This is a genomic window from Trabulsiella guamensis ATCC 49490 (assembly GCF_000734965.1).
Classification (GTDB): Bacteria; Pseudomonadota; Gammaproteobacteria; order Enterobacterales; family Enterobacteriaceae; genus Trabulsiella; species Trabulsiella guamensis.
Genome location: NZ_JMTB01000036.1, coordinates 42409 through 54397 on the forward strand (window position 1 = coordinate 42409; position 11989 = coordinate 54397).

At 56.3% G+C, this 11989-nt stretch carries 11 protein-coding genes and 1 other annotated feature; of the genes, 8 read left to right on the forward strand and 3 right to left on the reverse strand.

What is annotated here, in order from left to right; all coding sequences use genetic code 11:
• Nucleotides 1–25 precede the first annotated feature (25 nt).
• Nucleotides 26–967 (reverse strand): L-tartrate utilization transcriptional activator TtdR, encoded by a 942-nt coding sequence (ttdR, locus tag GTGU_RS03675; RefSeq protein WP_038154307.1) that lies wholly within the window; start codon nucleotides 965–967, stop codon nucleotides 26–28.
• 213 nt (nucleotides 968–1180) lie between these two features.
• Between ttdR and ttdA the strand changes: the two genes are divergently transcribed.
• The 3 genes from ttdA to GTGU_RS03690 are packed head-to-tail and all read left to right on the forward strand — an operon-like array spanning nucleotide 1181 to nucleotide 4203.
• Nucleotides 1181–2089: a L(+)-tartrate dehydratase subunit alpha gene (gene ttdA / locus GTGU_RS03680; protein WP_038154308.1), complete on the forward strand. Its 909-nt coding sequence runs from the start codon at nucleotides 1181–1183 to the stop codon at nucleotides 2087–2089.
• Nucleotides 2086–2691 (forward strand): L(+)-tartrate dehydratase subunit beta, encoded by a 606-nt coding sequence (ttdB, locus tag GTGU_RS03685; RefSeq protein WP_038154309.1) that lies wholly within the window; start codon nucleotides 2086–2088, stop codon nucleotides 2689–2691. Before ttdA ends, ttdB begins: the two co-directional genes overlap by 4 nt.
• Before the next feature lie 48 nt (nucleotides 2692–2739).
• A complete protein-coding gene (locus GTGU_RS03690; protein WP_038154310.1) occupies nucleotides 2740–4203 on the forward strand; it encodes an anion permease in 1464 nt (487 codons plus the stop codon).
• 35 nt (nucleotides 4204–4238) lie between these two features.
• Here the strand turns inward: GTGU_RS03690 and GTGU_RS03695 are convergent, their stop codons facing one another.
• Entirely contained in the window at nucleotides 4239–4859 is a 621-nt protein-coding gene (locus GTGU_RS03695; RefSeq protein ID WP_038154311.1) for an L-threonylcarbamoyladenylate synthase, read from the reverse strand.
• A 9-nt stretch (nucleotides 4860–4868) separates the two neighbouring features.
• On the reverse strand, nucleotides 4869–5744 hold the full coding sequence (rnm, locus tag GTGU_RS03700; RefSeq protein ID WP_038154313.1) for an RNase RNM: 876 nt from the start codon (nucleotides 5742–5744) through the stop codon (nucleotides 4869–4871).
• A gap of 157 nt (nucleotides 5745–5901) precedes the next feature.
• Nucleotides 5902–5996: a sequence feature (Trp leader region), on the forward strand.
• A gap of 34 nt (nucleotides 5997–6030) precedes the next feature.
• Between rnm and GTGU_RS03705 the strand changes: the two genes are divergently transcribed.
• From GTGU_RS03705 to GTGU_RS03725, 5 genes are all read left to right on the forward strand, one after another.
• Nucleotides 6031–7593, forward strand: coding sequence for an anthranilate synthase component 1 (locus tag GTGU_RS03705; RefSeq protein ID WP_038154314.1), 1563 nt, complete (start codon nucleotides 6031–6033; stop codon nucleotides 7591–7593).
• Nucleotides 7593–9188, forward strand: coding sequence for a bifunctional anthranilate synthase glutamate amidotransferase component TrpG/anthranilate phosphoribosyltransferase TrpD (gene trpD, locus GTGU_RS03710; protein ID WP_038154315.1), 1596 nt, complete (start codon nucleotides 7593–7595; stop codon nucleotides 9186–9188). Before GTGU_RS03705 ends, trpD begins: the two co-directional genes overlap by 1 nt.
• A 3-nt stretch (nucleotides 9189–9191) precedes the next feature.
• Complete coding sequence (gene trpCF, locus GTGU_RS03715; protein ID WP_038154323.1) at nucleotides 9192–10550, forward strand: bifunctional indole-3-glycerol-phosphate synthase TrpC/phosphoribosylanthranilate isomerase TrpF; 1359 nt, start codon at nucleotides 9192–9194, stop codon at nucleotides 10548–10550.
• A 9-nt stretch (nucleotides 10551–10559) separates the two neighbouring features.
• A complete protein-coding gene (gene trpB / locus GTGU_RS03720; protein ID WP_038154316.1) occupies nucleotides 10560–11753 on the forward strand; it encodes a tryptophan synthase subunit beta in 1194 nt (397 codons plus the stop codon).
• Nucleotides 11753–11989 (forward strand): tryptophan synthase subunit alpha (locus tag GTGU_RS03725; RefSeq protein ID WP_038154317.1); only part of this gene is annotated, 237 nt, incomplete at its 3' end. The genes trpB and GTGU_RS03725, both read left to right, overlap by 1 nt.

Below are 11989 nucleotides of genomic sequence, written 5' to 3' on the forward strand. Positions count from 1 at the left end.
GAACAACCCGTGGGATATGGGGGGTTTAAGGATGACGGGGCACCTGATAACCCTCATCTGGCTTGCCCAGCCTCTGCTGGCACCATGCCGCCAGAAACTCTACGCAGACTCTGAGTTTCACGCTGCGATACAGTGGCTCCTGATAGACTGCCCAGATATTTGCACTCTGCGCATACGCCGGCAGAACCCGAACCAGCTTGCCGCTCGCCAGAAACGGCTGCACATCCCATTGCGAGCGCAGCATAATCCCTTTTCCTTCCAGCGCCCATTGCAGCACAATTTCACCACTGTTTGAGGAGAGGTGCCCGCTTACTTTGACTGACTTTTTCGTTGTGCCATTATCCAGCTCCCATATTCCGTGCGTCATATCACGTTCTTTTGTTACCAGGCAATCATGTCGACTTAATTCCTGCAGGGACTCAGGCATGGAATATTTTTGCAAATACTCCGGGGACGCACACAATATCCTTTTATTCTTCGTTAACAAATGCGCAATATAATAATCAGGAATCTCATCATTAATACGGATATCCAGATCGATATTATCCTGCACCAAATCAATTTGCCGATCGAAGAGCTCAAAGTGAACCTGTAACTCAGGATAGATGCGCATCAATTCAGTAATGGCTGGCGCAATATGACTACGGCCAAATCCAAAGCTACAACCAATGCGAATCATCCCTTCTGGCCGCATTCTGATTTGCGTGACCTCATCAACTAACCGCTGGTATTGCGTGAGGATCGTCAGCGCCTGTTCATAGCAGCGCTGCCCGCTCTCCGTGAGCGCGACCGCCCGCGCCGAGCGGTTAAGCAGTGTGGTATCAAGCGTCGTCTCCAGGATCTGAATCCGCTTGGTGACAAACGCCGGTGTCTGCCCCAACGCGGCGGCGGCAGCGCTGAAGCTTCCTGTATGAACAATTTCCACCAGCACTTGCAGATCTTTGGCTAAGGGCCACGTTTTCAGCATCGTCACATTACCCGTGATGTTAATACCCGCAGTGTAATTCGCAAAAAGCGATTAATCCCTGCCCTTGCTCAATTTTCAGCGTCTTTCTTCAGCGTGATTTACGAAGTGTTAATTGCACATTCACAGTACCAAAAAATATAAAACCACATTTTTAGTGTTAGTTTACTGCGGAGAGTTTCTTTCCAGATAAATAAAAGAACTGGAGTTAACAGGATGAGCAATCAAAATAATCAAGCCGCGGTGAATACGCTGACGGAAATTGTCGCTAATTTTACCGCCATGATATCCACCCGGATGCCCGATGACGTGGTGGATAAATTAAAACAGCTGCGGGACGCCGAAACATCCTCCATGGGGAAAATCATCTACCACACGATGTTCGACAACATGCAAAAGGCTATCGATCTTAATCGTCCGGCCTGCCAGGACACGGGTGAAATCATGTTCTTTGTGAAGGTGGGCTCGCGCTTTCCTCTGCTCGGCGAACTGCAACGAATCCTTAAACAGGCAGTAGAAGATGCCACGGCGAAAGCGCCGCTGCGTCATAACGCGGTAGAGATTTTTGACGAGGTGAATACCGGGAAAAATACCGGCAGCGGCGTGCCGTGGGTGACCTGGGACATCATCCCGGATGGCGACAATGCTGAAATCGAAGTTTACATGGCGGGCGGCGGCTGCACGCTGCCAGGGCGCTCGAAAGTACTGATGCCCTCGGAAGGCTACGAAGGCGTCGTCAAATTCGTCTTTGAAAATATTTCGACGTTAGCAGTAAATGCCTGCCCGCCGGTGCTGGTCGGTGTGGGGATTGCCACTTCCGTTGAAACCGCCGCCGTGCTTTCACGCAAAGCCATCCTGCGTCCTATCGGTACCCGTCACCCGAATCCAAAAGCGGCTGAGCTCGAACTGCGTCTGGAAGAGGGATTAAATCGCCTGGGGATTGGTCCGCAAGGACTCACCGGCAACAGTTCGGTGATGGGGGTTCATATCGAATCCGCCGCGCGTCACCCGTCAACGATTGGTGTGGCGGTCTCCACCGGTTGCTGGGCGCACCGGCGTGGCACGCTGCGGGTTCATTCTGACCTCTCTTTCGAAAACCTGTCTCACACCCGGAGCGCGTTATGAAAAAGATCCTGACAACCCCGATCAAAGCCGACGATCTGGAAGACATCCGCGTGGGTGATGTTATCTACCTGACCGGCATGCTGGTGACCTGCCGCGATGTCTGTCACCGCCGCCTGATTGAACTCAAACGCCCCATCCCGTACGACCTGAACGGTAAGGCGATTTTCCACGCCGGGCCGATCGTGCGTAAGAACGGTGAAAAATGGGAGATGGTCTCCGTTGGTCCGACCACCAGCATGAGAATGGAAGCCTTCGAGAAGGAGTTCATTGAACAGACTGGCGTCAAACTGGTAGTGGGGAAAGGCGGCATGGGACCACTGACGGAAGAAGGCTGCCAGAAATTTAAGGCATTGCATGTGATCTTCCCGGCAGGTTGCGCCGTGCTGGCGGCAACCCAGGTTGAAGAGATTGAAGAGGTGTACTGGACGGAACTGGGCATGCCGGAATCACTATGGGTATGTCGGGTGAAAGAGTTCGGGCCACTGATCGTCTCAATAGATACCCACGGCAACAACCTGATCGCCGAAAACAAAAAAATGTTCGCTGAGCGTCGCGGCCCCATCGTCGACGAAATCTGCGAGCACGTGCATTACATCAAATAACCCTTCCGGAGAGACGCGCTGTCTCTCCCTTCATGCAGGGATACGACTATGGCACCATTAACTGGTTGGTGGCGATATCTGGCTCCGCTGGTGGTCATCGCCATTATTGCTGTTTTGCCCGTTCCCGCCGGTCTTGAGAGCCATTCCTGGCTCTATTTTGCGGTCTTTACCGGCGTCATCGTGGGACTCATTCTGGAGCCTGTACCGGGCGCGGTCGTGGCAATGATCGGCATTTCGATCATTGCTGTCCTTTCGCCCTGGCTGCTGTTCAGCCCGGAACAACTTGCCCAGGCGGGTTTCAAATTTACATCCAAAGCGTTGTCGTGGGCGGTGTCGGGTTTTTCCAACTCCGTTATCTGGCTGATTTTCGCCGCCTTTATGTTTGGTACCGGCTATGAAAAAACGGGCCTCGGTCGGCGTATCGCACTGATGCTGGTCAAAAAGATGGGGCATCGCACGCTGTTCCTGGGCTACGCGGTGATGTTCTCTGAGCTGATCCTTTCCCCCGTTACGCCGTCCAACTCCGCGCGCGGCGCAGGGATTATCTACCCGATCATCCGCAACCTGCCACCACTGTATAACTCACAACCTGGCGACGGCAGCGCCCGCTCCATTGGCTCTTACATTATGTGGATGGGGATCACCGCCGACTGTGTGACCAGCGCCATATTCCTGACGGCGATGGCGCCCAACCTGTTGCTGATTGGTCTGATGAAGAGCGCCTCGCATACCGCGCTGAGCTGGGGAGACTGGTTCCTGGGTATGCTGCCGCTGAGTATTCTGCTGGTACTGCTGGTGCCGTGGCTGGCCTATGTGTTGTACCCGCCAGTTCTGAAATCAGGCGATCAGGTACCGCGCTGGGCAGAGGCGGAACTGAAGGCGATGGGGCCGCTCTGCACCCGCGAAAAACAGATGCTGGTGCTGATGGTCGGCGCGCTGGTGTTGTGGATCTTCGGGGGAAGTTATATTGATGCCGCAATGGTCGGCTACAGCGTGGTCGCGCTGATGCTGGTATTACGCATCATCTGCTGGGATGACATCATCAGTAATAAATCAGCATGGAACGTCTTCTTCTGGCTGGCATCGCTGATAACGCTTGCCACCGGCCTTAACGACACCGGCTTCATCACCTGGTTTGGTAAGCTGCTGGCAAACGGACTGAGCGGTTACTCGCCGATGATGGTGATGGTGGCGCTGATCGTGGTGTTTTATTTATTGCGCTACTTCTTCGCCAGCGCCACGGCATATACCTCCGCGCTGGCGCCCATGATGATTGCGGCCGCGCTGGCTATGCCGGACATTCCGTTACCTGTCTTTGGCCTGATGGTCGGCGCGGCAATTGGTCTGGGCAGCATTCTTACCCCATATGCGACCGGTCCAAGCCCGATCTACTACGGTAGTGGTTATCTGCCGACGGCGGATTACTGGCGGCTGGGCGCCATTTTCGGGCTGGTTTTCCTGGTGTTGCTGGTCGTCACCGGGCTGACCTGGATGCCTCTGGTTTTACTTTAACTCCCGCAGGGGCGACATCACGGTCGCCCCGTTGGTTACAAGAAAGGCTTAACGTCACCGACGCCTTCACGTAGCACCACAGGCGCTTCGTCGGTCAAATCAATAACCGTAGTCGGTTGCTGGCCCAGGTAACCACCATGAATGATCAGGTCGACCTGCTTCTCCAGACGATCTTTGATCTCTTCCGGATCAGACTCGGTAAAATCGCTGCCGGGCAGCATCAGTGAGGTGGAAAGCATCGGCTCGCCAAGCGCTTCCAGCAGCATTTGCGCAATCGGATTCGACGGCACGCGCATCCCAATGGTTTTACGCTTCTCCTGCAACAAACGGCGCGGCACCTCTTTGGTACCCTTAAGAATGAACGTGTAGTTGCCTGGCGTGTTGTTTTTCATCAGGCGGAACGCGACGTTGTCGACATACGCGTAGGTCGACAGTTCGGACAGATCGCGGCACATCAGCGTGAAGTTATGCCCGTCCGGGAGATGACGGATGCGGCAGATGCGCTCCATCGCGCCTTTATCTTCAATTTTGCAGCCCAGCGCATACCCGGAATCAGTGGGATAAACGATAACGCCACCTTTTCGCACAATTTCCACGGCCTGGTTGATCAGGCGGGCCTGCGGATTGTCCGGATGAATATAAAAAAACTGACTCATACTTCCCTCTCACGAATTATTCTGCGACGGTTCCCAGGTCTGCCACACGCCTTCCACGCCAGCGGGAAGCCATAGCTTCCGGCCGAGTTCGATCCACGGACAGGGCTGGTGAAAATCAGAGCCCTGTGATCCCAGTAAACCATACTGCCGGGCGTAGGTAGCAAGCAGTGCACGCTCATGCGGCGCCTGCTGACACTGTGCAACTTCCATCGCGTCTCCACCGCATTCGGTGAAGTAAGCCAATAGCCTTTTCAGCCATTTGGCGGACAGATCGTATCGCCCTGGATGCGCCAGCACCGCTTTGCCGCCAGAATGATGAATCACATCAATAGCTTGATCTATTGTACACCACTGCGGCGGAACATAACCCGTTTTCCCGCGCGCGAGGTATTTTTTAAACACATCGGCCATGTTGCTCGCTTTCCCCGCTTCCACCAGAAAACGGGCGAAGTGGCCGCGGGTTACCGCCCCGCCGTCCGCCAATGCCAGCGCGCCTTCCCAGGCGCCCGGCACATGCGCCCTTTCCAGCCGCTCGGCGATCAGTTTCGCCCGTTGCTGGCGGCGTGTTTTTTGCTCAGCCAGAAAGTCGGTCATTTGCGGATGGTTAATGTCGATATTCAGACCCACAATATGAATTTCATGGTTTTCCCAGACCGTGGAGATCTCCACGCCGGTGATCAGGTTCAGCGGTAAACCGGCGCGGGCGATTTCCGCCCGTGCGGCCGGAATCGCCGCCACGCTGTCATGGTCGGTAATCGCCAGCGTACCGACACGCATTTCATGGGCGCGATGCACCAGCTCCTGTGGCGTCAGACGCCCGTCTGACGCGGTGGTGTGGCTATGCAGGTCGTAAATAATCGCGTAATTGTCGTTATGGTCGCTCAAAATGGCACCCGTTACTTCGGTGGGGTCAGCGCAACATCATAGCGGGTCAGGCGGTTTTTCTGAAATCGGGGTTGACTTTATTTTCACGAACTAGTTAACTAGTACATAAGCTCATAAGAAATCGGTATCTGACATGAAAACGCATATTCGCATTAATGATGGCTGGTGGCGCACTTCCTGTTAACGGGCAAGTGTCGTACGTCTGCAATCCGCATACAGATACCAGGCCCGCGTATAAGCGGGCTTTTTTTTGAACACAATTTTATCCAGACAGGCGAGAACAAAGATGCAAACACCAAAACCTGCGCTTGAACTTCTGACCAGTAACGCCCTTTATCGGGATAACCCGACCGCACTGTTTCATCAGTTGTGCGGCGCGCGTCCGGCCACGCTGCTGCTCGAATCCGCAGATATCGACAGTAAAAATGATTTAAAGAGCCTGCTGCTGGTCGACAGCGCCCTGCGCATTACCGCGCTCGGTAATACGGTGACCCTGCAGGCGCTTTCTGATAACGGCGCTGCGCTGCTTGCGCTGCTCGATAACGCGCTGCCCTCGGGGATTGAAAACGAACGCCAGCCGATGTCCCGCGTCCTGCGTTTCCCGGCGGTCAGCGCGCTACTGGACGAAGACGCCCGCCTGCGTTCGCTGTCGGTGTTTGACGCCTTCCGTCTGCTGCAGGATCTGGTCACTGTGCCGGCTAACGAGCGTGAAGCGATGTTCTTCGGCGGCTTATTTGCCTATGACCTGGTGGCCGGGTTCGAAGCATTGCCGCATCTTGATGCTGACAACGCCTGCCCCGATTACTGCTTTTACCTCGCAGAAACGCTGCTGGTCATCGACCATCAGGCAAAAAGCACCCGTATTCAGGCCAGCCTGTTCACCCCGTCCGCCAGCGAAAAAGCTCGCTTAACGCAGCGCATTGCCGCACTTGAGCAGCAACTCGGCGAGCCGGTATCGCCGCTGCCGGTGCGGCTGATGGCACACCTGCCGTGCGAGTGCGATCAAAGTGATGATCAGTACGGCGCGGTGGTGCGCAAAATGCAGCGTGAAATTCGTGCCGGGGAAATTTTCCAGGTGGTGCCATCCCGTCGTTTCTCGCTGCCCTGCCCGTCACCGCTCGCCGCCTATGACGTGCTGAAGAAAAGCAACCCGAGCCCGTACATGTTTTTCATGCAGGACAATGACTTCACGCTGTTTGGCGCCTCGCCGGAAAGTTCGCTCAAATATGACGCCAGTACGCGCCAGATTGAGATCTACCCGATTGCCGGCACCCGTCCACGCGGCCGTCGTGCTGACGGCACGCTGGATCGCGACCTCGACAGCCGCATCGAGCTGGAAATGCGGACTGACCATAAAGAGCTCTCTGAACATCTGATGCTGGTTGACCTCGCGCGCAACGATCTGGCGCGCATTTGTACACCGGGCAGCCGTTACGTCGCCGACTTAACCAAAGTTGATCGCTATTCCTTCGTGATGCATCTGGTTTCCCGTGTGGTGGGTGAACTGCGCAGTGATCTTGATGTACTGCACGCCTATCGCGCCTGCATGAATATGGGCACCCTGAGCGGCGCGCCGAAAGTCCGCGCGATGCAACTGATTGCCGCCGCAGAAGGCAAACGTCGCGGCAGCTACGGCGGTGCGGTGGGCTACTTTACCGCGCATGGCGATCTGGATACCTGCATCGTTATCCGTTCGGCCTATGTCGAAAATGGCATCGCCACCGTGCAGGCGGGCGCAGGCGTGGTGCTGGACTCCATCCCGCAGGCGGAAGCGGATGAAACTCGTAATAAAGCACGCGCAGTGGTGCGCGCAATCGCTCAGGCCCACCACGCACAGGAGACGTTCTGATGGCTGATATTCTGCTGCTCGATAATATCGACTCGTTTACTTACAACCTGGCGGATCAGCTGCGTTCGAAGGGACACAATGTGGTGATTTACCGTAATCATGTTCCGGCACAAACGTTAATTGACCGTCTGGCGACCATGAAAAATCCGGTGCTGATGTTATCACCGGGACCAGGCGTACCGTCTGAGGCTGGTTGCATGCCGGAACTGCTGACCCGTCTGCGCGGCAAGCTGCCGATTATCGGCATCTGTCTCGGCCATCAGGCGATTGTTGAAGCGTATGGCGGTTATGTCGGCCAGGCCGGGGAAATTCTGCACGGTAAGGCATCCAGCATTGAACACGACAGCCAGGCGATGTTTGCCGGGCTGCCAAACCCGCTGCCGGTGGCGCGCTACCATTCGCTGGTTGGTAGTGACATTCCGGCGGGACTGACCATCAACGCGCATTTTGGCGGCATGGTGATGGCGGTACGTCATGACGCCGATCGCGTCTGTGGCTTCCAGTTCCATCCGGAATCAATTCTGACCACCCACGGCGCGCGCCTGCTTGAGCAGACGCTGGCCTGGGCGCAGCAAAAGCTGGAGCCGGTCAATACGCTGCAGCCGATTCTGGAAAAACTCTACCAGGCGAAGACGCTGACGCAGCAGGAAAGCCACCAGCTTTTCTCTGCCGTGGTGCGCGGCGAGATGAAACCGGAGCAGCTTGCGGCGGTGCTGGTGAGCATGAAAGTGCGTGGCGAGCATCCGAACGAGATTGCCGGTGCCGCAACGGCCCTGCTGGAAAATGCCGCACCCTTCCCGCGCCCTGATTATCCGTTTGCGGATATTGTCGGCACCGGCGGCGATGGCAGCAACAGCATCAATATTTCCACCGCCAGCGCCTTTGTCGCGGCAGCCTGCGGTCTGAAGGTGGCGAAACACGGCAACCGCAGCGTCTCCAGTAAATCCGGTTCGTCCGATCTGCTGGCCGCGTTCGGTATTAATCTCGATATGAACGCCGAAAAATCCCGCGCCGCGCTGGACGAGCTGGGCGTTTGCTTCCTGTTTGCGCCGAAATATCACACCGGGTTCCGCCACGCCATGCCGGTGCGTCAGCAACTGAAAACCCGCACCCTGTTTAACGTGCTTGGGCCACTGATCAACCCGGCGCATCCGCCGCTGGCGCTGATTGGCGTCTACAGTGCCGAACTGGTGCTGCCGATTGCGGAAACCCTGCGCGTATTGGGTTATCAGCGTGCCGCCGTAGTGCATAGCGGCGGCATGGACGAAGTTTCCTTGCATGCGCCGACCATCGTTGCTGAACTGAATGATGGCGAGATCAGCAGCTATCAGCTGACCGCCGAGGACTTCGGTCTGACGCCGTATCGCCAGGAACAGCTGGCGGGCGGCACGCCGGAAGAAAACCGTGACATTCTCACCCGTCTGCTACAAGGTAAGGGCGACGCGGCTCACGAGGCTGCGGTGGCTGCCAACGTCGCGATGTTGTTGCGCTTGCACGGCCATAACGATCTCAAAGCCAATGCGCAGCAGGTGATTGATGTCCTGCACAGTGGTGCAGCGTATGACAGAGTGACCGCACTCGCGGCAAGAGGGTAAATGATGCAGACCGTATTAGCGAAAATTGTTGCCGACAAAGCGATTTGGGTAGAGTCCCGTAAACAACAGCAGCCGCTGGCGACCTTTCAGAACGAGATCATTCCCAGCACGCGCAGCTTCTATGATGCCCTGCAGGGCGCGCGCACCGCATTCATTCTGGAATGTAAGAAGGCATCGCCATCCAAAGGGGTGATCCGCGACGACTTCGACCCGGCGCGTATCGCCAGTATTTACCGGCATCATGCCTCGGCGATTTCCGTGCTGACAGATGAAAAATACTTTCAGGGCAGTTTTGATTTTCTGCCGATTGTCAGCAACATGGCGCCGCAACCGATTTTGTGTAAGGACTTCATTATCGATCCTTACCAGATTTACCTGGCGCGCTATTACCAGGCCGATGCCTGCCTGCTGATGCTCTCCGTACTGGATGACGAGCAATATCAACAGCTTGCTGCGGTCGCGCACAGCCTGAGCATGGGTGTGCTGACAGAAGTGAGCAACGAAGAAGAGCTGGCGCGAGCCCAGGCGCTCGGCGCGAAAGTGGTGGGAATTAACAACCGTGACTTGCGTGATCTCTCTATCGATCTCAACCGTACCCGCCAGTTGGCGCCGCGTCTGGGCCACGGCGTAACGGTGATCAGCGAATCCGGCATCAATACGTATGCCCAAGTTCGCGAACTGAGCCATTTCGCCAACGGTTTTCTGATTGGCTCGGCGCTGATGTCCCATGATGATCTCAGCGCTGCCGTACGCCGTGTATTACTGGGCGAAAATAAAGTCTGCGGGCTGACCCGTGCACAGGATGCCCAGGCGGCATACGAAGCGGGTGCCATTTATGGCGGACTGATTTTTGTCGCCTCATCACCCCGCGTCGTGAACGACGCCCAGGCGCGCGATGTCATCAGCGCGGCACCGCTGAGTTACGTCGGCGTGTTCCGTAACGCCACCATTGATGAGGTGGTCGCGAAAGCCACCACGCTCAAACTTGCCGCTGTGCAGTTACACGGTGACGAAAACCAGGCGTACATCAACGCCCTGCGCGCGACGCTGCCGGAACGGGTGCAAATATGGAAAGCACTCAGCGTCGGTGACACGTTGCCCGCACGCGATCTCAATCATGTCGATAAATACATTTTCGACAACGGCCAGGGTGGTACAGGCGTGCGTTTTGACTGGTCATTGCTCAGCGGTGCCGATCTCAGCAACGTGTTGCTGGCAGGCGGCCTGAGCCCCGATAACTGCGTGGAAGCCGCCAGAAGCGGTGCTGCCGGCCTCGATTTCAATTCAGGTGTAGAGTCACAACCGGGTATTAAAGATGCCAGCAAACTGGCCTCGGTTTTTCAGACGCTGCGCGCATATTAAGGAGCAATAATGAGCACTTTACTTAACCCGTATTTCGGCGAGTTTGGCGGCATGTACGTGCCGCAGATCCTGATGCCTGCCCTGCGCCAGCTCGAAGAAGCGTTTGTCAGCGCGCAAAAAGACCCTGCGTTTCAGGCGGAATTTACTGACCTGCTGAAAAACTATGCTGGTCGACCGACCGCGCTGACCAAATGCCGCAACCTTACGGCAGGTACCAACACCACGCTGTACCTGAAGCGCGAAGATCTGCTCCACGGTGGCGCGCATAAAACCAACCAGGTGCTGGGACAGGCGCTGCTGGCGAAACGCATGGGTAAAACCGAAATCATCGCCGAAACTGGCGCCGGGCAGCACGGCGTGGCCTCCGCGCTCGCCAGCGCCCTGCTCGGCCTGAAATGCCGCATTTATATGGGCGCAAAAGACGTGGAACGTCAGTCGCCGAACGTCTTCCGTATGCGTCTGATGGGCGCTGAAGTGATCCCGGTGCACAGCGGTTCCGCCACCCTGAAAGATGCCTGCAACGAGGCGCTGCGCGACTGGTCCGGCAGCTACGAGAACGCACATTATATGCTCGGCACTGCGGCAGGCCCACACCCGTTCCCAACCATCGTGCGTGAATTCCAGCGCATGATTGGCGAAGAGACAAAAGCACAGATTCAGGAAAAGGAAGGCCGTCTGCCGGATGCGGTTATTGCCTGTGTGGGTGGCGGATCGAATGCCATCGGCATGTTTGCTGACTTTATCAATGAAACGTCCGTTGGGCTGATTGGTGTGGAGCCTGCCGGCCACGGTATTGAAACCGGCGAGCACGGCGCGCCGCTGAAACATGGTCGCGTGGGAATTTACTTCGGTATGAAATCGCCGATGATGCAAACAGATGAAGGTCAGATTGAAGAGTCTTATTCTATTTCTGCCGGGCTCGATTTTCCGTCTGTCGGGCCGCAGCATGCGTATCTCAACAGCATCGGTCGCGCGGATTATGTCTCTATTACCGATGACGAAGCCCTGGATGCATTCAAAGCCCTGAGCCGTCACGAAGGCATCATCCCGGCGCTGGAGTCGTCGCATGCACTGGCGCACGCGCTGAAAATGATGCGTGACGATCCGCAGAAAGAGCAGTTGCTGGTAGTGAACCTGTCCGGCCGCGGTGATAAAGACATCTTTACCGTACACGATATTCTGAAAGCGCGAGGGGAAATCTGATGGAACGCTATGAGACTTTGTTTGCACAACTGAAGGCCCGCAAGGAAGGCGCGTTTGTTCCCTTCGTCACGCTTGGCGATCCTGGCCCTGAGCAGTCGCTGAAAATCATTGATGCGCTGATTGAAGCCGGTGCTGACGCACTGGAACTGGGCATTCCATTCTCTGATCCGCTGGCCGATGGCCCTACGATTCAGAACGCCACCCTGCCGCGCGTTTCGCCGCTCGGCGTCACCCCG